The following is a 24,825-nucleotide window of genomic DNA, read 5'->3' as shown; positions in this document are numbered from 1 at the left end:
ATTCAAGATTTCTTGAATTCAGTAGGGTCAGCAACCTCCCGATAAAATAAACGCAGAGGACTTTGATATGCGCGAAACGCCACAAAATGAGACAGTCGCAATCACTTCTTCGAAATTGAGCCCAGCTATCCGCGCAAGTGGCGTTGGAATTTTCACACTTCTACTGTTACTTCTGCTATTGCAGTTCGATTCTCGCGGCGAAACCGTCCAAGACACTTTCTTTGACATCATGTGCGCACTTTCGATGCTCTGTTCGTTCATGGCTATTATACTTTGCTATCTCTATCTTCAATCTCGCAAAGAGAGAGAAGATTCTATTAATAATGTTCTTGAATCCAGCTCATTCGAAATCAGCGAGCAAAAAAACATCGCCCTTCAAGCTTCAAAAATGTCCGCGTTAGGAGAAATGGTTGCTGGAATCGCCCATGAGATTAACACGCCTCTTAGTGCGATTAAGCTGTTTCTTTCAGAAGCCATTACAGAACTAGAAAACAACAAGGAAATTGATAAGACAGCTGTCTTAAACTACCTCCACAAATCCGACGCTACCATTGAACGCATAGCAAAGATAATCAAAGGCCTGCGCACATTTTCGCGAAGTGGCGAGCTGGATCCTTTTCAAAACTATTCAGTCCAAGAAGCCATCGAAGATGCTCTTATTCTATGCGGTGATCGATTCACCACTGATGGCGTAGAACTAATTTGGAAAATTCCACCCGAGACCATCTCGATCGAGTGCCGACCTGTTGAAGTCACTCAAGTGCTTTTGAATCTTGTGGGTAATGCAATTGATGCAACGGCAGGTTTGCCTGAACGGTGGGTGGATCTTCAGGTCTCTCAGACTCCGGACTTCGTTCAATTCCGCGTTACTGATTCTGGGCCTGGAATCGATCCCATCATTTTGGATAAAATATTCCAACCTTTCTTTACTACGAAAGAAATTGGAAAAGGAACTGGTATTGGGCTTAGCATTTCAATGGGGATCATTAAAGGACATGGAGGAAGACTCTTTGTAGACCCTGGCTCAATCAACACATGCTTTGTTGTTGAGATCCCCAAAAAACAAGGCTTAGAAACAGAACTACTTTCCCTTGAAGGTGTTATATGAAAAAAATATTGCTTGTCGAAGATGATGAGTTTTTTCGCTCGGCTGTAAAAGACTTTCTATCTAAAAGTTATGAAGTCGTCGAAGCAGAAAATGGACTTCATGCTCAAAACATTATGGCAGAAGGAGTCACTCCGGATGCCATCCTGACGGACATAAAAATGCCAAAGGTCACCGGTATTGAACTTCTCGAGTGGATTAAGCTGCGTCGACCTGACATTCCCGTGATTTTAATGACCGGATTTTCTGAAATTCTCGAGACAACCAAAGCTCATGAATTAGGCGCAAAGGATTTCATTCCGAAACCATTTAAATCCGCTGACCTTATGGCAAAGATTAATGGTTTATTTGGCGGATCTAGCGCCTGGAAAATTGATGAAGGCAAAGATGAAGATTTCTGCTCGTTACCAGTCGAAGACTTTTTAACCGAGAAAAATACGGAGTTCGGTATCTTCGTCAAAGTCGCTGACAATAAATACATTAAGATCTCTCATAATGGCGGAAAAATTCCTGAAGAAAAGCTTAAAATTTTTAAGCAAAAAGGGGTGCATTTCCTTTACGTCAAGCAAGCTGACTTCTCTCGTATCGTTGGATTCACTGTCAACGTCTCTCGTGTAGTCAATGCAAGTGAAAAAGTCGACGAGACTAAAAAACTTCGCTTTTTGAAATACACTGGAGGTCTTATCGTTCAGCAGGCCTTCGTTCAGGGCACAGATAAGGATACATTCAATAATGCAAAAGACTTTCTATCCTCAAGCTTATCCGTCATAACAAGCTCGGAAGACGCCATGACCGTTCTTGATCAACTCAATGATCACAATGACTATTTGTACTCACACAGTCTGGGAGTCAGCATGTATTCCGTTATGATGGCAAAAAAAATGGGTATTAAGTCACCGCAGACTCTCTTTAAACTCGCCATGGCAGGTCTATTCCATAATATTGGCTTCAAAGAATTGCCTGCAGACCTTTTGCAGAAAAATCGCTTCAAACTTACGAAGGAAGAACGAATGCTTATAGAATCACATCCCGCCCGAGGTAAAGAGATTCTAGAGTCTATTAAAGGAATTCCATCAGATGTCATTCAGATCACCTACGAACATCACGAAGACCTTATGGGAACCGGATTTCCACGCCGCATAGATAAAAAGAAGATCCATCCCCTCACTCGCATCATAGCCTGTGCCGATGCGTTTTGTTGTTTAACCTTAAAAAATCCCGACAATGAAAATCCTATCGATGGCCATGCAGCAGTCAGCAAACTGATGGAAACCAAGGAAGGACTTCTAGATACCGCCAGTTTAAAAAGTTTGTGCGATCTTTTTCCCGCAAAGATCGCAAGCTAATTCGACAATCGGGCTGACACTTTAGCTATGGGAGGATTCTGAAGCATTCCCTGTTCTTCGAATGAGAGGGTTTAGTTTCAAGAGCATAATCAAAGGATAACCATCTCCTTCATTGAGCTTTCCAGACAGGAACGACTTAAAAGTATTGTCAAAATCAATGCGCTCCTTTCCAAGCTTGATAGTCAACGCATCGTCAAGCTCTTGTGCTAATCTTATGATCATGGGCTCTTCTTTCATTTTTATAGCGGCGGGCTTATTGGGAAAGCCTTTTTGATCTATACGCTCATGGGACATAAGAATCATATCTTTAATTAAGTCATCCAAGGGAATACGCTTAGAAAGAATTTGATTCAGCCCATAGATTGGATGTTTTACATACTCCATGCGCTCCTCACCTGTCAGTTGAGATAGGTTTCCAGTGCGGATCTTTCTGCTGACCTCTGGAGATACAAGAATCAATCCGATATCTGCAAGCAGACCGCCCATCATCGCTTTGGGAGCGACCTCTGGCGAAATCTGCTCTGCAAGCATACCCGCATAAGCTGCGACAGCCGTTCCTCTTTCCACTGATCCAAAATCACCAACGGAAGAATTATTCACGGCCTCCCACGGAGCCGTCACGTCTTTTAAGGAGACCAAGAGATCTGCGCAAAATTTCTCACAAAGGGCGAAGAGTTCTTTGCCCGCAGCAAATGAGGTTGAAACAGTTTGATCACTGATCAGAATGACAAGTTCCAAAAAAGCCTGTTGAAGCTTTAAAAAATTCGCTCTGCAGTTTCGCGCTCCTGCATTATCATCCTTGGCCTGATATTTTTGTACATACTCCACCCAAGCGGAAAGATCATTCCGATGAGTATAAAGCTCTTTAGCTTCGGTGTATTTTGCGATAAAGGCGTTATCTATCTTCGAACCTGGCTTGTAAATTTTTAGAAACTTCCTATTTACAGGCATCAGCATGTAAAGATGTCCATTGATTCGCGACTCTGGAATTAGATCCGCAACTTTCACCGGAATAAATGCTGATTTGATAACTTGGCTTGCCACGAACTCTAGCTTACTGTTCGTGGTAAATTCATTATCCAACATAATCAGATTGGCGCCAGATTTTTTTAGAAGTTCCATCCCTTCTGGATCAACCTTGGAATTCAAAATCGTAATGATGTAGGAGCTATCCATCATTTGCCGAGCCACTTGAATCGTTCCTGCAGCCTCATGGATATTTTCAAACTTCGTACAATCTAAGATAAAACATTTAATCGTTGGCGCATGCTCACTTCTTTCGAAGAAGTCTTCTGAAGATCCGAAGTAAGCATATTGAAAATCAAAGTCTGCGCACAATGTGCGGCATCGCTCGATGAAGCTCTTATTTTTAGAAATCACAACCAAATCCAGTTGATTCATGCAAACGAGCATCGTCGGTCGCTTCTATTTTTTAAAGAAATCATCTTAAGATATCTTGAATTCTGGTCTCTTAGCGGAGGACATTAGAGGACATTGCGAGTATCCTCTTTTTTTGAAACATGAGAGTTGAGTTTTCTCTAATTTCAGCACTCTGCTTTGGCTAACTAAAAAGTACCAAGCGAAGGCCTAAAGCAATCATGACTCCGCCGCAGATTCGATCTAAAATAATCTGTGTTTTATTTCCTTCGTTAAAGAATCTTCGACTCAAAATATCCGCGAAATATCCGGCACTCATGTTAACAGTCGTTGCTGTGATACTGAAAATAAAACCCAAGAGAGCCAACTGGAATGCCGGCCTTCCTTTGGCTGTGTCCACGAACTGAGGTAGATACGCCAGAAAGAAAACCGCGACTTTAGGATTCAATGCACTCACGAGAAATCCTTGTCGCAATAAATTTACTTTAGAAGCTCTTTGCTCTGTAGTGGCCGTTATAGGCTCTTTCTTTTTGAGAATTAGCGATCCACCAATCCATAAAAGATAGCAGGCCCCCATCATCTTCACTATTTTGAAAGTTTCAGGATCACGTTGCAGAAGAGTCGCAACTCCCAAACTGACAAGAAGAACATGAACCAAATACCCAGCCCAAACACCGAAGGCCGCATATCGCACCGATCGAAAACCTCCGCTGACTCCATGACCAAAGACATAAAGCAAATCAGGTCCCGGAGTTATATTCAATGCCAGAGTCGGAATTAAAAATGCTATGAGCTGGGTAAAGGCGATCATTATTTTCTCAATTCCACACGAGTAACTTGGCAGCTTAGACGATCCACTGAAACCGCATAAGAATATTGTATACCAGAATAGCTTAGAACAACTCCGTAGCTTCCTTGCTGGCTGCTTGATGGATACAACTCATGAGTGAGAGGCTCCGCATGACCGTCTGCCATAAGCACTCCTAGGGCTGCTTTCAATGCGACAGCTTCAGGCTGACACTGTTCAGCGGGATCACACCAACTGGAATCACATTTTGGGCGAGGTTCTTGGCAGAACTCTGAATCGCACGCGCGACCGATCTCGGCGGCTCCCAAGAATAAAATTAAGATCGCAAAAGCCATTTTTCTCATAAAAATCTCCTTTTTTATTGGCATCTAAGCCTTTGCTGAATAATTAATAAATTTAATATTTATTGTAAATATCGATATTTATATTGTTTAATTATTATTAATTAGATATTTATAAGGCAATTTTCAGATAAATTGATAAAATGAGGTTTAAAAAATGGCGGCAAATTATCAAATCGATAGTTTAGATCAACAGATTCTGACGCACCTACTCAAGGATGCGCGAAAACCGTTTTTGGAAATTGCCAGGGATCTTGTTGTTTCTGGCGGAACGATTCATCAACGGATTCAAAAGATGGAAGAGGCCGGAATCATCAAAGGCTTCACTGTGATGATCGATCGCGAGAAATTAGGTTACTCAGTTACAATTCTGATCGGCATCCATTTGAAAAATGCAAAAGACTGCGCTCACGTTTTAGAGACACTGCAAAAGTTTCCGGAAGTCATCGAAACTCACTACACGACAGGAAGCTATGCACTGATGGCGAAGGTCGCGACAAAATCTATTCAAGACTATTATTCGTTTCTGACTGATAAACTTCAGGCGCTCAAAGAGATTCAATCTACTGAATCATTCATCTGCCTTGCCTCTCCAATGATGAGAGAGATTGAACCGAGCTAATCCTTATGAGCCATTATAAATTTGGAACATAGCAACTGTGCAAAATATCTGAAACTGCTATCAAAAGTTAATCGAAAACTTAAAATGCTAACTCAATCTAAACAGTTTTTTCTGCGCTCTTGTTCTATAAGACTCTTGTTTCAAACAAACATGAACAGGAGATTCTATGAAAAAGTTGATCGCATTAATCGCCCTCGTATGCCCTTTGATCGCAAGCGCAGGACCTGAAGACTACTCTCCAGGTGCCGTCTATCAAGCCACCTCACCCGTTCCTTATTATCTGATGAACTTGGTTTTCGATACGGTTCATCTTTCAGACGATGAAAGCAAATTGGTTTTCGAAGCACGCTATGGAAACTTCACTGGCGAATTCAACGTGACAGAATCTTCGCGCAAGAATGAAGACAAGGTTCGCTACACAGCTGAAAAAGTAATTTTGAATCAATGGGATTCTGGATGCGGCAGCGGCGAACTAGCTAAAGCTGTTGTTGAGGGCATTTCTGACGTCAGCACTGGAATTTCCGCAAAAGATCTAACAATCACTGTGACCTATATCACTGTGGCGGACACTTGCCATTCTCGCCCACAAACCCAAGTCATTACTTATAAACTTGCTCAGTAGAAATCTTAAGGGCCGTTCGCCGACGGCCTTTTCTTCCTCGTAAGACTTTCTTTTTTTCCCGATCGGAAATCTCGCGGAGATGCGCCCATTTCCCTACGAAAGGCTTTTCTAAAGGCGCTTTCAGATTCATAACCAACAGTATTCGCGACATCTTCAATCAAAGCAGATTCTGACTCTTCAAGAAGACGGGCTGCTTTTAAAATTCTACGCTGGGTAAGATGTTCCATAGGCGTCTGACCAACTGCGCTTTTAAAGCGAGCGGCAAAGCCTGATTTCGATAAGCCTACGGCTTTTCCCAAACTTGTGACTGTCCAAGATTTTCCAAGATTGGCGTGCATCAACTTTAATGCTTTACCAACTTGGACATCATTCAAGGCCCGCAACCAACTGGGTTCATTTTTTACCGAAGGGCGAGTGAAGTAGATCCTCATCGCATGAATAAATAGCACCTCTGAGAGTCTGTTGAATGCCGCCTTAAAGCCAGGGCGCCCTTGAGATAACTCTGTAGAAATCAATCGCAGAATCGCATGGGTCCATGGCGTTTCATCAAAATCGTTGGCCTTGATATGAAGAACTTCAGGGAGATACTCTTTGATTAACTTGCTTTCGGGATTTGAAAATTCAAAACATCCGGCAATCATGGACGTGGAAGCTCCGCCGCCATCCCCATCAAACTTTAACTTTCCGGTCTCGACGTAGCTCTTCATCTTTTTATCACCAATAGCACTTGTTTTTTTGACGTCTCTACTACTTTTTAAAGTGAACGGTCTTAACGCCGGAAGAAAAACAAAATCGCCGGTTTTCAATTCAATATTGGGCCCATCAGCAACACTTAAAAAACAAGCACCTTGATTCACAATAAAAAATACTCCTGTGAGTCCCGGAAATTTTAGACCATAAACTCCCGAAAGCTCCAAAGAGCCGTAGAGATGCGTCTCTGTTCTTACAAGTCCAATGAAGTCACTCAGAATATCCATAGGCTCCTCAACTTCTTAAATTTTGTCTTTTAAAGCCGAATTTATGTCCTTTATAGCCTTAAAAGGACAGATATACAGGTCTAATATTCTTATAAAGGAGTTCTCTATGGAATTAAAAGGAAAAAAGATTGTCATCATTGGTGGAAGCTCAGGCATGGGACTAGCTACGGCTCAGGCCGCAGCTCGAGAGAATGCTCAGGTGGTCATTGTTTCACATCGCAGAGATGCCATTGCTACCGCGCTTCAGTCACTCCCAACAAGTGCTGAGGGGTTCGCGGCCGATGCAACAAATGAAAGTGAGATCAAATCTCTTTTCGAAAAAATTGGGGCTTTCGATCATTTGATTTATACCGCTGGCGATTCCTTGAACCTGAACCCAAATATTTTAAGCGAAACCCCTATCGAAGAATCTCGTAAACTATTTGAAGTACGCTACTGGGGAATTATTCTTTCCATAAAATATGCACATCGTTGGATTCGCCCGGGAGGTTCAGTGATTTTAACAAACGGAGTTGTTGGCTTGCGACCAATGAAGGCTTGGTCCATTCACGCCAGTGTCGCTGGCGCTATCGAAAGCTTGACTCGCGCTTTAGCCATCGAACTTGCTCCTCTGCGAGTCAATGGAATCACCGCTGGAATCGTGGACTCACCTCTTTGGGGGCAAATGGACGACACCCAAAAATCAAACTTCTTCGAAAATGCAGGACTTCGTCTTCCAGTAGGACGTATAGGAACACCTGAAGACATCGCACAGGCAAATGTCTTTCTGATGAAAGAAGAATATTGCACAGGACAAATGATAATTCTGGACGGAGGCAGCACGTTAGTCTGATGAATGCTGAGGCGGGCTTTTGTCTGTCCGCCTCAGGTCGGAGTACTGCTCCAAAAATGGTGGATGATCTGAGCAAAACCTAAATATTATCATTTTGTTAATTGTTTAGCTCCTCTAATATCCACCAGATTGTTCCGATAAATATTCTATGAAGACATCTCTTTCGGAACGTATTTTTAAGTCGGTGTTCTTAGTTGTTTTGACGCTCTTATTTGGCGTCGACGCATTCGCATCTCCAGCTCAGTTGACCTATCAGGGGCGTATCTTAAATAGCAATGGAACACCGTTAGAGTTCAATAACGTGGCTTTCATCTTTCAAGTTACAGATCCTTCTGGCTCGTGCATTATTTATCAGGAGTCTATGTCTGGTTATAGCATGGTGAACTCAGGTGGAGTCTTTGATCTTCCCATCGGCAACAACACCATGAATTATCCTGTCGCAGGCTTCACTATCCTTGATGCCTTTAATAACTCTTCAACTTATCAGTGCGGATCTTGCTCTGGTTACACATGCTCTGCTGGCGGAAGCACTTACAATGCCGCAAACGGTGATATTCGCAAACTCAGAGTGCAATTTTACGATGGCACGGGATGGAAGACGATTTCACCTGACAACGTCATCCGATCAGTACCTTTTGCAGGCTATGCACTTTCAGCTCAAAAACTTGGCACAAACGTTTCATCCGATTTCCTTTTAAAAGCTGGTCTTCCAACATGCTCATCGGGAACATTCCTCTCGTGGGATGGCTCTGCACTAACTTGCGCCGGGATCTCTGGGGCTAATGGCGGCACAGTCACAAATGTCACTTCTGCAAATTCATACTTAACCGTGGCTAACGGCACATCGACACCGCAACTGACTTTGAATGTCGGCACCATTGCCAATACTGTTGCTGCCGGCAATGATTCACGTATCGTCAATGCTATGCAAGTCGGAGCCGCTGCCGGCGGAGATCTTTCCGGCAATTATCCCGATCCCAAAGTTGCTGCTCTTCAAGGAGTGGCGCTTAGCACATCAGCTCCAACTTCGGGGCAAGTCTTAAAATACAACGGGACTAATTGGGCCGGTGCCGTTCTTACAACAAGTGATATCTCGGGTCTTTCTACAAATTACGTCAGTCAGGCCGCCTTCAATGGTTTCATCGCTTCCGCAGGCTGCACTGCTGGTCAAACGATGTATTGGAACTCTGTCTCTGCAACTTTTCAATGCCAAACCACTGCGATCACAAGTTCGCAGGTAAGTTTTGGTTCACAAGCGCAAAATACTTTCTTTGCTGCTCCTAGCACCGGTGCAGGAACTCCATCATTCCGAACTCTTGCCTCTTCAGATCTTCCTGCTGGAACAATCTCTGGATCAGGCACTGCGGGATATTTGCCTTATTATAGTACCGATTCGACTTTAGCTAACTCCCCAGTTTATACAACTGGAAGCAATGTAGGTATCGGGACGACCTCACCAGGTTGGCCACTGCAGATTAACGGCTCCGGAGACGTTGCCAAACTGATCAGCTCGACATCTAGCTCAGGACTACTTCTTGGAGACACCTCCAACACGGTTCGCTTCGGCACCCGCTCTGGCGCCCTTATCATGGATACAAATAGCGCTGAAAGAATGCGAATTACCACGGCTGGTAACGTGTTAGTAAATCAATCGGCCACTTACACAATAAACACCATGACCACTCCGCTGCTTCAAGTGGCTAATATTGGAGATGCAAGCATTGGACAAAGTACATTCAGTAATATCAGCGCTGGGTTTCAAAGTCGTATTCAACTAAACCGTTCACGAGGTGCCTCCGTAGGAGATTTTACTGCCGTTCAAAGTGGTGATGGTCTCGGCGCTATTCACTTCGCAGGAACTGATGGAACTAACTTCATCGCGGCCGCACAAATTTCAGGTCAAGCTGACGCTGCCCCCACGACCGGAGTCGTTCCAGGACGATTGATGTTTTTGACCTCAAACTCGTCAGGCAGTGTTCTTGAACGTATGAGAATTGACTCTAACGGCAACGTTGGTATTAGCACCAGTTCACCAACGGCGAAGCTGCATCTCGGTGTAGCTCCAACTGCAACGACCAACTATCCTCTTTTTGCCTTGGGAAGCGGCGCCTTTGATGGAAGCACCAGCGGTTTCTTCACTGGAAGTGCCAACGGAACCGTCATCGGCATTAATACAGCTTCAGGCTACACTGGTGACCTCGTCAATTATCAGGTCGGCGGTTCATCGAAGTTTAAAGTCGATTATCTTGGTAACATTACTTACTCTGGCACGATGTCAGCCAGTGGAAACACAACTTCTACGGGGAATTACTCGACTTCTGGAAATATCTCGACAATTGGGGCTGGTACAATCACTTCCGCTGGCACGTTAACAGCCAATTCAGGTACTGCCTCAACGTCACCGACCACTGGTGCTCTGGTTGTCAACGGAGGCGCTGGTATCAGCGGTGCACTCAACGTCGGCGGCACTTCCTACTTAGGAAACTCCAGTACAAACTATGTGACTATCACAGGAGCCTCCACAGGAAATTCGCCGGTCATTGCAACAGCAGGCGCGGATACAAATATTAATCTAACTTTCTCTGCCAAGGGTACAGGCAACACGATCTTTTCCCATGGGAACGTTGGCATTGGCACCACTTCACCAGCCGGAGCCCTTCAAATCACAAGTACTAGCAATACTGATATTCGTCTCGATAGTTCTTCAGCAACACCATCGGCTTTGAGAATCGTCGCTAACAGTGGAACTAATTTTATTCAATCTGGTACTGCCTATACAACGAACTCAGCAGCAGATCTTTCATTTGGTCCAATGTTATCAGCTACAACCAGTTGGCTTTATCTTAAGAGCAATGGAAATGTTGGTATCGGAACGTCTTCTCCGAGTTTCCCGCTAACTGTTTATGGAAATCCTAGCAACACAGGAACCACCGGTCTAAATTCCGCTTTATATCCTACCGCAACAACCACAGGATCTTATACGAACTATGCAGGACAGATCTGGAATAGCAACTCTGTCGCAACAAGTGTTACGAACTCGGGATCACAGGTAGGTTTAGTTATATCCTCTTTAAGAAATAATAATGGCACATCAACGGATGACAGTGGAATACTATCCAATCTAACCAGTGCGAGCGTTTCATATGGCCATCAGAATATAAATTCCGCCGCAACACCGACTACAACAACGGCTTATGGTTTGAAGATCAGTCCTTATCTTCAGTCTGGTGCCATCACGACTGCTTATGACTTGTATTTGAATTCCACAACGGGAACTGAAGCTAGTATCACGACCCACTATGGAATTTATCAAAGCAATATCTATGCGAAGAATTATCTTGCTAGCCCTTTAGGCCTAGGAAGCTCGACCACCCCAGCTTATCCGTTGGAAATTTCCAGCCCCGGCTTAATTAATTATATTCCACTTTCACTTTATAACAGTGGTACAGCTACGGGCTTACAACATTCTGTTGATGTCCTATTTGATCAATACGACACGAATGCCTCAGCACGCTCTACTTACGGAAAAATCAGAGTTCAGAAGAATTCCGCCGGTTCTTCGAGCGGATTCATGAGCTTTTACACAACAAACAGCGGAACAAATGCAGAAAAAATGCGTCTTGATTCCTCGGGAAATCTTGGAGTCGGAACAACCTCTCCTGTTTCAATTTTAAATATCTCATCTAATACAGCGCCGTCAGTTTTTATCGACGGATATGCAGTGGCTCCGCAGCTTGCGGGTCGTTACGCAACAGGCACTTCAAGCAGCCCTTCCGCAGCGACAGCAGACAGCCCTTTGTTCTTTACAGGCGGACGAGGTTACGGGGCCACAGCATTTGCAAGCGCAAGCTCTGCTGGCATGTATGCCAAAGCAGCTGAGAACTTCACAGACTCTGCACAAGGGGGGTACCTTACCTTCGAGACGACGCCAACAGGCGCCATTGCGACCTCGAGAGCCGAAAGAATGCGCATCACAGCTTCAGGAAATGTCGGCATAGGAAATACAGCTCCAGCCTATCCTTTAGATGTAACAGGATCACTTCGTCTATCAACCGCGACTACTGGTGGATTGCAGTTTCAACTAAATAATACCACAATGACTTCGACAAATAAGGCCTGGAGAGTTATTCAAGATAATGCATCAGCATACACACGTATCTCGAATGCTGCAGATACCATTAACTATATGACCTTTCAGATGGATACTGGATATATTGGTATTGGAACGGCGTCTCCGTCGCAACTTCTCAACGTCAATGGGAGCGCTCTTGCGACAGCTTGGAATACCAGCTCTGACATTCGCTTGAAGGAACATATAGTTCCAATCAACGATCCTCTTGACAAGATCCTGCGTCTTCGCGGCGTCGAATTCGACTGGAGAAACGACGTCAATGCTCCAACCAAGCATGAGCAAACTCATGATATTGGGGTGATCGCTCAAGAAGTAGAGAAGGTTTTCCCAGAGGCTGTCACATCTCCGAAAAACGATGGATATAAATCTGTAGCTTACTCAAAACTGGTAGCCCCTCTGATCGAGGGCGTAAAATACCTCTATCTAAAATTCTTAAGTCACGACGAGCAACTTTCAACGCAAGCCCGTCAAATTGCTTCTTTGACTTCAGAGAAAGCAGACAACCGTCAGGTGCAACAGCTTCTGAATGAAAACCAGCTTAAAGATCAAGAGATTGAAAAACTAAAAAATAAAAATCTTGAACTCGAAAAACGCCTACAAAGATTGGAACAGCTTATGGGCGTCTCGCAATAATTTTTTAGAAAAATATCAAACGCCCCCCTAGGATCAGTACGTGATGCAATTTTTCAACAATGATAAATCAAGCGATGGGGTTTTAAAAACCTGGCTTTAGATTTAAAACCTAAATATAAGAGAAGCCTAAGTGAGGTGCCTATGAAAGCTTTTTTTATCTTGGGCTTTCTTCTTACAATTTGCGCTCATGCATCGGCGACAAGCGAGGTCTACACAACTCAGCGGGGACAAGTTTTCAAAAAAGTCCCCAACGACAGTTTTGGAGTAGCTTGGATGGCTCCAGACGGCTCCGTTTGGAGCCAGTATCAAGGAACATTTAGCAATCAAGGCACCCTTGCCTCTGATACAGGCGTTTCAGTTATTTTGAAATCAGAATCTACAGAAGTCTGCGCCAATATTGGTGGAGAATTACCCTCAATCGAGCAATTCAGAACTCTTGCCAAATATTTTGAAGATACTACGGAATTTCAAATCCTGTTTCCATTTCCAGAGTCTCAAAATCTTTTTTGGACTCGTGACGGCATTCCTGGTTTCGCTCGCTTTGCAAAGCTCTCTCCCATTCTTGATCCATTTGGAGATCTAACATCCGAAACGAAAAAACTTGCTGTCATGTGCATCCATTGATTCTTTGAATTTTGTAAGAGTGTTTCAATTCAGGTTGAAACACTCTTTTCGAGGAAGCTTCATACACTGCTTTGCCACCCTATAGATCTCCCGTTCCTCGACCGATAAGTTTATAAAGCTAATCTGGTACGTTACTTAAGGGAGACTCTGTGGGACAGTTGGAGGTCAGACCTAAAGAAGGCAAGCTGCGAAGTTTGTTCGCTGCTTTAGCTTTTACTGTCTCATTTTCGACCGTCTCAAGGACCTATGCTTCCACGGCACCTGCCAGCTCGAGTTCACTGACCTATCAAGGCCGTATTTTAAAATCTGATGGAACTCCGTTTGAGAATAGCAATGTTTCATTTGTGTTTCAGATTTTAGATCCTTCCGGTCAGTGTGTGATTTATCAAGAGCAAGCCGATGGAATCAACATGACCAACTCAGGCGGAGTCTTCGATCTGCCGATTGGTGTGGGCTCCATTCAATATATATCGGGTGTTGGTGCCTCCACTGTTGTGGATATTTTTAATAACGGCACTAACTATCACTGCGGCTCTTGCACGAGTTCTGGCAGCTCATACAGCTGTACAACAACAGCGACACCTTATGCTCCTTTGGTAAGTGACGGACGTCTTCTTCGAGTTTCTTTTTTTGATGGTTCGGGCTGGAATACAATCTCTCCAGACAATATCATTCGCTCCGTTCCTTACGCTGGATATTCTCTTTCGGCACAGAAATTAGGAACGAATGTGGCCAGTGATTTTCTTTTAAAGGCAGGGCTTCCGACGTGCTCATCTGGAACTTTTCTAACATGGGATGGTTCTTCTTTAAACTGCTCCGGTGTTGCTGGAGCCAGCGGAGGAACCGTTACAAATGTCAGCTCTACGAATGCTTACATGACAGTGATCAACGGAGCTTCCACTCCCACTCTTACCCTCAATGTCGGCACCGCTGCGAACACTGTTGCTGCAGGTAATGATGCTCGTATCGTCAATGCTCTGCAAGTAGGAGCTTCTGCCAGTGGAGATCTTTCAGGAAGTTATCCGAATCCTCAAGTGAGTGCCATTCAAGGAGTCTCTGTCAGTGCTTCAGCTCCCAGTTCCGGTCAGATTTTAAAATACAATGGAACAAATTGGTCTGCGAATACATTAACGACAACTGACATCTCCAATTTCTCTTCGACGATGTCGAATTATGTTTCTCAATCAGCATTCAATGGTTATGTCTCTTCGGCGGGATGCTCGACTTCGCAAACCATGTATTGGAACTCTGTCGCTGGGAGTTTCCAGTGTCAGGCAATCAATGTTGGTTTGTCTGGAGATGTCACGGGTTCCATTGGTTCCGCAAAAGTCGTGGCTTTGCAAAATCAACCTATTGATACGACAGTGCCGACTGCGAACCAAGTTCTTCAATGGAATGGATCGAAATGGGCTCCTGCGACTTTGCCTACGGGAAATTATGTCACCGCTTTAACTGGCGATGTGACTGCAAGTGGTCCTGGTTCTGCGGCAGCAACTGTGAACGCTGTTGGTGGTTCAACGGCTGCGAACGTTCATTCTGCAGAACTTCTTGCTAATGCTGCGACAAACAACAACACCGCTTCGACGATTGTAAAGCGTGATGCTTCTGGAAATTTCTCTGCAGGAACTATTACTGCGAATTTAACAGGGAATGTTACTGGCAACGTAACGGGTAACGTTACCGGTTCTGCTTCATTGAACGTTATTAAAGCTGGTGATTCAATGTCAGGCAATCTGACTTTTGCTGCAAACATTGGGAATATCTATACTGGCGGGAGCGGATCTAACACCGTCACTGTCGAAGGGCCTTCAAGTGCCATTGCCACAAGTTATGTCCTTCGTTTACCAACAGCACAAGGTTCTGCAAATCAATTGATGATTAATGACGGCTCAGGAAATCTTTCTTGGACAAGTCTTTCAAGCTTGGGTGTTGCAAGTGTTTCTGTGATCTCACCTATCACAAATTCAGGTTCGGCAAGCGCTCCGAATATTGGAATTCAGCAAGCTACAACTTCTCAGTCCGGCTATTTATCAAGCACTGACTGGAATACCTTCAACAACAAACAAAGCACTTCACTCACGTCTGCAAATATTTGGGTTGGCAATGGATCTAATGTCGCCACTGCGGCAGCTCCCTCCGGTGATGTCACAATGACAAATGCTGGTGCTTTCACGGTGACTGCGCTTAGAGGAAAAAATATCTCTACAACGGCTCCCTCAACATCAGGACAAGTCCTTCGCTATGATGGAACGAATTGGACCCCGAACTTTGTAAGCATGTTTGATCTCAGATCAACGATCACGGGTTCTCAGTCATTTGGCGGTGTTGGTTGTACCGCAGGTCAAACACTTACTTGGACCGCTGCCACAGACAACTTGTCGTGTACAAACATTGCTATCACTGGTTCTCAAGTCACTTACCCTTCTCAAACTGCGAACACTTTCTTTGCCGCGCCTAACGGCAGCTCTGGAAATCCCACATTCAGAGCCATAGCTTCGACAGATTTACCGACAACAGGAACGAATGGAGCTTACATTAACGGTGGGAATAGTTTTGGAGCTGCAGCTACTTTGGGAACAAATGATAGCAACATACTAACGCTGAAAACTAATAATAGCGCTCGAGTGACACTTGATACATCAGGCAATGTCGGAGTGGGTATCGCAACTCCTTCTTCGAAATTGGATGTCTACGCTGCCTCAACAGATACGACCGTCTCAATTGGAGGATCAACAACCGGATTAGGGTATGGGGTCTCCGATATCAATTTTTACAATGCCGGATCAACAACTGGTTCTAACATTTTAGCAGTCATAAAGGGTCTTACAGGCAGCAGCAAAGATACCGGCGCTTTAGGGTTTAGTGTAAAGAAAAATGCTAATGACAGCAATACAACGACAGCCATGTACATCACAGACGCGGGGAACATTGGTATTGGGACCACGTCGCCTGCCGCGTCCTTAGATATTTTCAGCGGGAGCCTTCGCTTTTCAACAATGCCTGCTGGCGCAGGTCTGGTCGGTTACTCAGGAGGCGGAGTTAATATCATGAATTTAGTTCGAGACGATTCATTACACACCGGTGGATTAACCATGACAGCCTACGGCGGCATTGGTTTCACTACCGGAGCGATCAGCGCCTCAAACAATTACAACATGTACATTGATAACACGGGCCGAGTGGGTTTAGGTACAAACTCACCAACTTCGCAACTTCACGTCTACAAAACCCCTACCACTGGAACAGTAAGCTCTTCTGGAACAACGGTGACTGGAACCGGAACTAATTTCATGACCTCTCTCAACGTCGGAGATTCGATTTCAGCTGGAGGCTCCGTTCAAACGGTCACCGCCATCACCAGTGACACTTCATTGACTACAAGCACTGCCTTTTCACCAGCTCTTGCCGGTAGCTATTGGGGACGCGTAGGGGCGGCATTTACCAGTGGCTTTGTGGGAGTTGGAACTAGTCAACCCCTCTATCCACTGCATGTGACAGCATCAGGCCCCTCACCTGTCGGGATCACACAAACAGGCCTCTATGGCAGCGCTTTGGATTTGAATAAGGCCTACACCGCGACGACGAACGAAGACGTCTATATGGACCTCAATAAGCAAACGACTTCAGGAGGAGCTTTCAATCGCTATGGCTATTTGCAGGCCGGCGATATTCACGGTGGATTGTTACTGCAAGGACAGAATGGTGCTGGCGGCTCCGGCTATTTACTTTTGAATCCAGTTGGAGGTAACGTCGGTATTGGCACATCGGCTCCGGCAACAGCTCTTCACGTTTCTTCGGGCGCGGGCTACACGGTTATCGCTAATGAAAATCTCTCGACCGGAGGCAACCAGTGGAGATGGTATTCTTCGTCAACAAGTGCTCCTCTTGGAGCAAATGCCATGTGTTTTGGAATTGGCACTTGCTTATTTTCACTCTATTCATCGGGAAACGCAACGCTGTATGGAACTCTGACTCAGTCTTCTGATATTCGTTTAAAAAAAGACATCGTCTCTATTCCCAATGCATTAGCCTCGATCGAAAAGATAGACGGAGTCACTTACTACTGGAAAGATTCAGTTAAAGACTCAAGACAACAAATCGGACTGATCGCTCAAGACGTTGAGAAAGTATTTCCTCAGGCTGTGAATACAGACTCTAACGGATTTAAATCCGTGGCCTATCAAAATCTCGTCGGTCCAATCATCAACGCAATCAAAGAGCTTTACGGAAAATTTATTGAAGTAGAAACACATCAGACAGCACAATCGCGCCAAATTTCTTCTGTTGTTGAAGAAAACAAGATCTTAAAGAGTGAAAATAAAATGATGAAGGACTATCTTTGTCATAAAGATCCGACAGCCCCATTTTGCAATAGACTTTAAACTAAGACAACTCACTGTCTTGGCGTTCGCAATATGCCACGAGATTTGGGAATTCATTTAAGGATTTCTTGAGATCACTTTCAATCGGAGCTTTCAAAATAGTTGTCATAAAAGCATAAAGTGTTGCATCTATCGGGCTCCATTCATTACCCAATAGGTATGCCTTATCTCCTAGGAAAAGACTCAATGCTTGTAAATCTCTCCTGCCAATTTCATACACTTCCTTTTCGGAATGCCTTCCTAGCCCCTGAGCGATAGCCTGCTTTGTTAACTGTCTACGAATTACTGACAAAATTAGCCTACCCAAGAACAGAGGAAAAAAAGGTGAAAACTCTTTTTTAATAACGGCCCAACCCTTCGGATCAACCCAGCGGGAATACAGCAACACAAAATAAAGATGCTCTTCAATCATTCGTTGAAAAGCTAAACCTTGTGCTTGAAGAACTGGGTCAAGCTTACAGTGAAGACCATAGACATCGGTGAGATAATTAATAATCAGAGTCGAGTCTGCGACAATCTTCTCACCGTCACGACTAAAATGACGAATAAAAGGCATTTTACCTTTAGGACCTCTAGCGGGATTTCTTTCGTTAACTATGCGATAAGGGAGATTATTTCGTTTCATGAATATCTCAAGCTTAATGCAAAATGGACTTAAACTAGAAAGTCCCCAAACCGCGGGATACTGATGAAGGTCAATCATTTCTTCTCCAATTTTGTGACAGGCATTTTACATAACAAGGCTGAAACTAGAGCTGGAATATCAAACAACGAACTCAATGGCCTTTCTAGGTGAAGGGCACCGAGAAATTTTCTATGTAGCTTTTGCGACTGCTGACAACGCAGAAGATAGGTTTTAAGATACCGCTTTGAAAAACTCGCGCTTATGTCCGATCCAAGTTTAGAGAGAAGAAATGGCATATGCAGTCGTGATGCAGACACAGCATGGAAGATATTCGAGCTCATGCTCTCCGTCTTCAGCATCTCGGCCAAAAGCTCGCCTTGAATCAAGACACTTGTCATGCCTTGACCGAAGACAGGATTCAAAGAACAGAAAACATCACCAATGCAAAAAACATTTTGTGGGAATCCTGTGATTTGATCTGGTCTACGCATATACATACTAGGCTTATAAAAGACCGAGACATCACTAAATGCGCGTCCGTCTTTTATAATATGTGCAAACCTACCACCAGGAACTTTTCTTGCGATATTCATGAAACCATCAAGATCAACTTTAAGAGCTGTTGGCTCTCCATACTCAACGATTGTCGCAATAGACCTGCCGCCTTCGATCGGGCAAATAACAGCACCAATCGGATCATGTGGAGGCGTCATCTGATAATAATATTGCTTAAATCCATCAAACCTAAGAGAGCTCGTTTCAAAGACCACAGAGCGATAGGCAATCTTAATTGGAATATGAAACTTCGGTTCATCAACGATGAGATCAGTGAATCGATTCACAGGAAAATTTTGACCGCCAGCGAGCACAAATAGATCTGCACCCCATGTAAAGCCAAGATCCTGTCCACAAATGTGGGTTGCGATATTGCTTTCAACGATCATTCCCTCTACGCGCGACCTTATAAAAGACACATTAGGCCTTTTAGCTAAGAGCGAGTGAATACCTGCCTCCAAAAACGGTCTGCTGAACGAATATGTCTTCATGTCAGAGTTATAACGAGGAAACGCTCCCGTCATTGATTCCCACTTGGTATCCGCAGCCCAATCAATAATAGGGCAGTTTCCTTGATCAAATAATTTCTCTGCAGGAAAAAGAGTTCGCAGAATATTTTGGCCTTGCTTTAGCAAGACATGCAGATGAGCCCCTTGAGGCACACCAGAACGTGGCCTACTCAAACCAACACACTCATCCTTATCTATGACAATCACCGATTGAAAGTGGTCTGACAGAATCCTTGCGGCAATAAGGCCTGAAAAACCTGCACCCACAATGACGGCGCGATCAAACTTCATATTTTCCCCAAAAAAGAGGCGTGCAATTCATGGAGTTTTTCGAATCCCCTCGCGTAAGAGGAAGGACTAAAACTACTAATTTCTTGTGCCCGGATTTCTTCAAGATGATTTGCAAACTCGTGCATTAGCTGAGACTGATACTTTACCTCATCAGATTTGCGGGTTTGCATCGAAATTAGAATTTCATTCGTGGAATCCCCCTCACTAAGCTCTCGCTGCAAAGTGAAAATTAAATTACTCGTTCTCCCAAGTCTTTGTCCTAAAATAAACGCTTCACGACAAAGTCCTAATTCTTCTAAATCAAATCTGGAACTAGCCATGAGATCTATAGTCCCTGCAGCTACGATCCCCATATTATGAGGACCAAAAGTTCGAGACTCTGTCAAATTTCTAATTGATGGCAAAATCCCCATTAACTCCGAGTGACGATTGCAGGCGTAAAATTGCTCAATGTCAAAGCGAAGCGCAGGAAGCAATATTCTACAGTTTGGAAAGCCCTCTAGTACTTGCTCCAAGCTTGAGAATAAGCTGCAGGCGAGCGCATATTTCTTAAACTCATCTCCAGTTAGAGATGTCGGCACAGGGCTATCTACACCAACGTTCAATTGATAGAGATATTTTAGAAGTTGAGTGTTTCGATACTTTGGGTGATCGGCAAAATCATCATAGAGGGTAATAATCATACCTAGATGAAGCTTGGCATAAATCACAGTATCAAAGAGATCTTGAATTACAGAATCTAATGTTGTTTCGCGGTATCCGGCTGGAAGGAAATGTCGAAAAAGCAACTCTGGGCGCAAAGCACTTGTCTCTAAATAAGTGTTGATCAATGAATCTATCTTGTTTGCTATTTTAGACACTTCACACCTGAGATCTTAATTCGAGACGAATTTGCTGATATGATTTAGGATGCAAAGTGATCAATGGTTCGGATAAAATTTCTCTCACAACAGGTAATATCTGATATTTTTGGCAGATCATTTTTAAAATGATTGTCGCCTCAAGATAAGCAAGACGCTCTCCTACGCATGATTTTCCTCCGGCTCCAAAGGGAAGAAAGGCAAATGGATGTTTTAACTTCGTTAAAAAACGTTCAGGAACAAACGAATCTGGAGCCTCGAAAAATCTGGGACTGCGATGCATAGAGGCAATTCCGATAAAGACCTGATCAGATTTTTTTACTTTAAAACTATGTGCCTCATCCGTTACTCCTGATTGCAATTCATCATCACTCACAGCTTCCCTTGCAAGCATATAAGCCGGCGGATACAATCTCAAACTTTCCTTATAAATAGCCAATGTCATTTCGACATTTCCGCTATGAATTAGTTCCTGATAACTGATATTTTGAGCAAGAAGCAACAATGTAAACGCCAAAGAGGCTGCGGTCGTCTCATGACCGGCAAAAAGAAAAGTCATGCAGTGATCAATCATCTTACTGTCTTCGCGAAATACTTCCGTCACTGTGGAGCAATGATTTGATCTATTCTGAGCAATATGTCGGCTTAAGAGTTCCCGAATTTGTCGTCGTAGTTTTACGATTTCCCGATTTTCACTTGAAGGTATGACCAAAGGTATTGGCATAACTGAGCGCATGCGAAGTCCACAAAGGTGATTTAAGCGCAGAAACTTTGGGCCAATCTGAGCGACCATTTGTTCAGAATCTATACCGATAAAAATTCTTAAGGCTGTTCTAAGAATAAGGTCCGTCATTGTTTCCGTAACGTTGATAGTTTGAGCAGGACCTATTTTCTGCAGAAGCTCCTCGGTGTATTTCTCAATAATGCCGCGAGCTTCTTCCATGGCGTTAGCAGCAAACATCGGGCGAGACTTTACCCTTGCAATCTGCGATTCAGATTTCTCAAGTTGAACTAATCCCTTATCTCCTGTTACCGGCTTAATTCGATCAAAGATCGTGCGATTCTGGACATAAATATTCGGACGCTTTACAAGAATTTCTTGTGCCGCCTCGGGATTAAAAACAAAAACGAAATTCTTTATCCCCATACGATGACGGGTAATTTCATGTCCATTTTCAGCGCATGCCTTCATAAAACCCAAGGGGTCCGTCATAAATTGAATTAAACTATTAAACACAAGGAGCCCTTCTGTTAATTTAGAAAACATTCAATTTGTATGTGAAGTATTTAGAGAATTATATGACTATAAGGTTATAGATGCTTAACCAGCGGTTATAATGAAACTTATGCCGAGCGTATTCAAGCATATATTGCATCAGCACTCTAGCGGTCCCACTTCCACGCAGTGAGCCGCTGATACCGGCTTTTGTTTTTCGGAACACCCATCGACAAAGACCTCGTCTTTATATTTTTGCAAAAATGAGGCAACCATTGGTGCTACCAAAACCAAAACTATTTGAGAGTACATATTTGACTTCTGTTTGCCGTGGCTCATGAGCGATGAAGTCGATATTCAGTCCCATTAGTTCTGAATCTAATTTATCCAAATTCATCGTAGGTGGCACAGTTTGATGACGAAGAGTCAGTAAAGAAAACAGCGCTTCGGTCGCGCCGGCTGCTCCTAAGAGATGCCCTGTCTGCGATTTTGTCGAAGATACCATCACGGGATTTAATCTTTTAGAGCCGATCAGGCGATGAATGGCCTTGGCCTCCTCTGTATCACCGGCCGGGGTTGAGGTCGCATGGGCATTTACATAGTCGATGACGGAATAATCCAAGCGCGCCTCTTTTAAGGCTTCTTCAATGGCTCTTCCAGCACCTTCTCCTTCTGCGGAAGGACTGGCCAAATGAAAGGCATCGGAGCTGGCACCATAGCCAACGATCTCTCCATAAATGAAAGCTCCGCGTTTCTTAGCATGCTCGTACTCTTCAAGAACAAGAACAGTTGCCCCTTCACCCATGACAAAGCCGTCGCGGTCTTGATCAAAGGGACGTGAGGCCGTTGTGGGATTATCGTTGTTTAAAGAAGCAGCTCGCATCGCCGCAAATCCCCCCAGACCTAATTCGCAGATCACGGCTTCGGCTCCGCCACTCAACATGACATCGGCATGACCATTCTTAATAAGTCGGAAAGACTCGCCGATAGAATGAGCACTGGTTGCACAAGCGGTCACGTTGCAATGATTAGGGCCTTTCAGTTGCAAAAGAATACTAAGTTGGCCTGACACCAAGTTAGGAATTGATTGAAAAATAAAGAAAGGAGAAATTCTTCGATAGCCCTTCTCTTGAAAATTCATGGCCTCTTTTTGAATCTCCGGCAAGCCGCCCATTCCGACACCGATATTCACACCGATGCGCTCGGAAGGAATCGAACCTCTATGTGCGGACAGGCCCGAGTCGATGTAAGCTTGAAGACCTGCGATCACTCCTAGATGAGTGAAGCGTCCCATCTTCTTTTCGTCTTTAACAGTCACCGCATGGGTAATAGGATTTGTAATCGCCGCATCTTGAAGAGGATGACTCAGAGGAGCGGTGATATCCAACCCCTTCACCTCACCCGCGATTTTTACAGGACAGGTCTCGACATTAAATTGAGTGATGGCTGCAATGCCTGATTGCCCCTGCAATAAAGCCGTCCAGCTGGAGTCCACAGTATTTCCCAATGGATTGACAGTCCCTGCTCCCGTGACAACAACTCTTCTAACTTCATTCATAATCATTCCTTTGCTCCAGAATTTTTAATCTTGAGGAACTCCAAGATCGTCTCTTTCATGTATTCAATGGTCGCAAGATTTGCGGTTACTTTTCCCAGCATCTGAGTTCCCACATAACCAGAGATCACGATTTCAGCGATCTCATCAGCTTTTCTATCTTTTCTAAAAAGATGTTCCTTTTGCCCGCGCTTAATAACTGAGCTCAGCCATTCTTTTTGATCTTCAAGCATCTTATCCACCAAACGCTGCATGCTTTTGGGAAGAGCATTGTAATCCCCCAAAAGGGCGACAAAGCCGCAAACCTTGTCAGCCAGACAGAACTTCGCAGCCAACGAGAAATAAGCATCGATCTGAGCACGAGGATCCAAGTCCTCGATTGTTTCTTTCATGGTTCGGAAAGACTCTCGATAAAGGCCGATCATCGCTTCGCCTAATTCATCTTTAGATGTGAAGTGCCGATAAATGCTGGGCTGCTTAATCCCCAACTTGTCGGCTACCTGCTGAATGCTGAAATTCTTAAAGCCCACTTGCTGGCTTAAATTGCTGGCTTCAATCAGGGCTTTGTCTTTCGTAGATGTGGCAGTCATTGACTCTCCTTACCAGGATTTCCATCAAGCTATAATGTTATAGCATTAGACTATAATCGTATAGTTATATAAAAGTCACCACTTTATTGCCTGAAAAGCATTTAAAATGATTTGAGCTAGGCTCGTGATGGGTTCTTTTCGAAAGGCCTACATAACTTTTATGTGGCAGACCACTTTGATTCTTTATATAGTCAGCTCATATGAAGGTGAAATTCAAATCTTCCGAGATACATGGTTATGGTTTATTCGCGACCGTTTTTATACCAAAAGGTGAAATCGTGGTTCGATGGGATGACACCCGCGAAATCGAAACCAGTGAGTTCCTTCAGCTTTCACCTGAAGAAAAGCATTATGTAGATTTTCAAGATGGAAAGATTTTTCTCGTAGGAGAACCAGAACGTTATATAAATCACTCTTGCAATGCGAATACGATCCCAGGCCACCTCTGCGACATCGCTGCTCGCGATATCCAAGTTGATGAGGAAATCACGGCTGACTACAGTAACTTTTTTATTCCGTCAGGATATTTCACGTGCGCATGCCGCGCACAAAACTGTCGTGGGGTTGTGAAAGGTAAGTGAATTGCCATGTAAATGTATTCCCTCGACTTCTTAAGATAATACCCGAAAAGAAAAAGTGGACCGTGAAAGAAAGCTCAGGAAAGCTACAGGGTTCGGGGGAATCGGATCATTTCAAGGATATGAGGCCGTAAGTAATAAAAAGTGCGAACGAACACTCGAGTTTAAAAACGAATCCCAGAAGTCTCGAGCGGAACGCCACACTCCTATTTGATCGATAAAGTGACGCAAAAGTGCTAAGTCCT

General features: G+C 44.1%; 19 protein-coding genes. 9 read left to right on the top strand and 10 right to left on the bottom strand.

Annotation, left to right across the window (positions count from 1 at the left end):
- Positions 1-67: 67 nt before the first annotated feature.
- Together VF412_RS17650 and VF412_RS17645 are read left to right on the top strand one after the other, a co-directional pair.
- Positions 68-1,108, top strand: coding sequence for a sensor histidine kinase (locus VF412_RS17650; protein WP_331340589.1), 1,041 nt, complete (start codon positions 68-70; stop codon positions 1,106-1,108).
- Positions 1,105-2,451 carry an HD domain-containing phosphohydrolase gene (locus tag VF412_RS17645; RefSeq protein WP_331340588.1) on the top strand — a complete coding sequence of 449 codons (1,347 nt, stop codon included), beginning with the start codon at positions 1,105-1,107 and terminating at the stop codon, positions 2,449-2,451. The genes VF412_RS17650 and VF412_RS17645 overlap by 4 nt, the downstream gene beginning before the upstream one ends.
- A gap of 21 nt (positions 2,452-2,472) precedes the next feature.
- On the opposite strand, the gene VF412_RS17640 is transcribed toward VF412_RS17645, so the two are convergent.
- From VF412_RS17640 to VF412_RS17630, 3 genes are all read right to left on the bottom strand, one after another.
- Positions 2,473-3,852 (bottom strand): HD-GYP domain-containing protein, encoded by a 1,380-nt coding sequence (locus VF412_RS17640; protein ID WP_331340587.1) that lies wholly within the window; start codon positions 3,850-3,852, stop codon positions 2,473-2,475.
- Positions 3,853-4,012: 160 nt separating this feature from the next.
- The gene (locus VF412_RS17635; RefSeq protein WP_331340586.1) at positions 4,013-4,639 is read right to left on the bottom strand and encodes a LysE family translocator; all 627 of its coding nucleotides are present in this window, start codon (positions 4,637-4,639) and stop codon (positions 4,013-4,015) included.
- The gene (locus tag VF412_RS17630; RefSeq protein WP_331340585.1) at positions 4,639-4,980 is read right to left on the bottom strand and encodes a hypothetical protein; all 342 of its coding nucleotides are present in this window, start codon (positions 4,978-4,980) and stop codon (positions 4,639-4,641) included. The genes VF412_RS17635 and VF412_RS17630 overlap by 1 nt, the downstream gene beginning before the upstream one ends.
- 154 nt (positions 4,981-5,134) lie before the next feature.
- On the opposite strand from VF412_RS17630, the gene VF412_RS17625 reads away from it, so the two are divergent.
- Both VF412_RS17625 and VF412_RS17620 read left to right on the top strand, forming a co-directional pair.
- The gene (locus VF412_RS17625) at positions 5,135-5,599 is read left to right on the top strand and encodes an Lrp/AsnC ligand binding domain-containing protein (protein WP_331340584.1); all 465 of its coding nucleotides are present in this window, start codon (positions 5,135-5,137) and stop codon (positions 5,597-5,599) included.
- 166 nt (positions 5,600-5,765) lie between these two features.
- The gene (locus VF412_RS17620) at positions 5,766-6,221 is read left to right on the top strand and encodes a hypothetical protein (protein ID WP_331340583.1); all 456 of its coding nucleotides are present in this window, start codon (positions 5,766-5,768) and stop codon (positions 6,219-6,221) included.
- 5 nt (positions 6,222-6,226) lie between these two features.
- Here the strand turns inward: VF412_RS17620 and VF412_RS17615 are convergent, their stop codons facing one another.
- On the bottom strand, positions 6,227-7,198 hold the full coding sequence (locus tag VF412_RS17615; protein WP_331340582.1) for an AraC family transcriptional regulator: 972 nt from the start codon (positions 7,196-7,198) through the stop codon (positions 6,227-6,229).
- Between the two features lie 106 nt (positions 7,199-7,304).
- On the opposite strand from VF412_RS17615, the gene VF412_RS17610 reads away from it, so the two are divergent.
- The 4 genes from VF412_RS17610 (at position 7,305) to VF412_RS17595 (ending at position 17,801) form a co-directional block, all read left to right on the top strand.
- The gene (locus tag VF412_RS17610; protein WP_331340581.1) at positions 7,305-8,030 is read left to right on the top strand and encodes an SDR family oxidoreductase; all 726 of its coding nucleotides are present in this window, start codon (positions 7,305-7,307) and stop codon (positions 8,028-8,030) included.
- A 148-nt stretch (positions 8,031-8,178) separates the two neighbouring features.
- The gene (locus VF412_RS17605; protein ID WP_331340580.1) at positions 8,179-12,795 is read left to right on the top strand and encodes a tail fiber domain-containing protein; all 4,617 of its coding nucleotides are present in this window, start codon (positions 8,179-8,181) and stop codon (positions 12,793-12,795) included.
- 141 nt (positions 12,796-12,936) lie between these two features.
- A complete protein-coding gene (locus VF412_RS17600) occupies positions 12,937-13,419 on the top strand; it encodes a hypothetical protein (RefSeq protein ID WP_331340579.1) in 483 nt (160 codons plus the stop codon).
- A gap of 149 nt (positions 13,420-13,568) precedes the next feature.
- Positions 13,569-17,801: a tail fiber domain-containing protein gene (locus VF412_RS17595; protein WP_331340578.1), complete on the top strand. Its 4,233-nt coding sequence runs from the start codon at positions 13,569-13,571 to the stop codon at positions 17,799-17,801.
- 1 nt (position 17,802) lies between these two features.
- On the opposite strand, the gene VF412_RS17590 is transcribed toward VF412_RS17595, so the two are convergent.
- The 6 genes from VF412_RS17590 to VF412_RS17565 all read right to left on the bottom strand — a co-directional run bounded on the left by VF412_RS17590 (position 17,803) and on the right by VF412_RS17565 (position 24,002).
- Entirely contained in the window at positions 17,803-18,504 is a 702-nt protein-coding gene (locus VF412_RS17590; RefSeq protein ID WP_331340577.1) for a glutathione S-transferase family protein, read from the bottom strand.
- Positions 18,501-19,781, bottom strand: a complete 1,281-nt coding sequence (locus VF412_RS17585; protein WP_331340576.1) for an NAD(P)/FAD-dependent oxidoreductase — start codon at positions 19,779-19,781, stop codon at positions 18,501-18,503. The genes VF412_RS17590 and VF412_RS17585 overlap by 4 nt, the downstream gene beginning before the upstream one ends.
- The gene (locus VF412_RS17580) at positions 19,778-20,641 is read right to left on the bottom strand and encodes a hypothetical protein (RefSeq protein WP_331340575.1); all 864 of its coding nucleotides are present in this window, start codon (positions 20,639-20,641) and stop codon (positions 19,778-19,780) included. Before VF412_RS17580 ends, VF412_RS17585 begins: the two co-directional genes overlap by 4 nt.
- A gap of 1 nt (position 20,642) precedes the next feature.
- Positions 20,643-21,908: a cytochrome P450 gene (locus VF412_RS17575; RefSeq protein ID WP_331340574.1), complete on the bottom strand. Its 1,266-nt coding sequence runs from the start codon at positions 21,906-21,908 to the stop codon at positions 20,643-20,645.
- A 196-nt stretch (positions 21,909-22,104) separates the two neighbouring features.
- Positions 22,105-23,415, bottom strand: coding sequence for a beta-ketoacyl-ACP synthase II (gene fabF / locus VF412_RS17570; protein WP_331340573.1), 1,311 nt, complete (start codon positions 23,413-23,415; stop codon positions 22,105-22,107).
- A 2-nt stretch (positions 23,416-23,417) separates the two neighbouring features.
- Positions 23,418-24,002 carry a TetR/AcrR family transcriptional regulator gene (locus VF412_RS17565; RefSeq protein ID WP_331340572.1) on the bottom strand — a complete coding sequence of 195 codons (585 nt, stop codon included), beginning with the start codon at positions 24,000-24,002 and terminating at the stop codon, positions 23,418-23,420.
- 200 nt (positions 24,003-24,202) lie between these two features.
- Between VF412_RS17565 and VF412_RS17560 the strand changes: the two genes are divergently transcribed.
- A complete protein-coding gene (locus VF412_RS17560; RefSeq protein ID WP_331340571.1) occupies positions 24,203-24,583 on the top strand; it encodes an SET domain-containing protein in 381 nt (126 codons plus the stop codon).
- The last annotated feature ends 242 nt before the right edge of the window (positions 24,584-24,825 follow it).

The sequence above is a fragment of the Bdellovibrio sp. genome (assembly GCF_036384735.1).
GTDB lineage: Bacteria > Bdellovibrionota > Bdellovibrionia > Bdellovibrionales > Bdellovibrionaceae > Bdellovibrio.
This window is presented reverse-complemented; position numbering and strand designations above follow the sequence as displayed.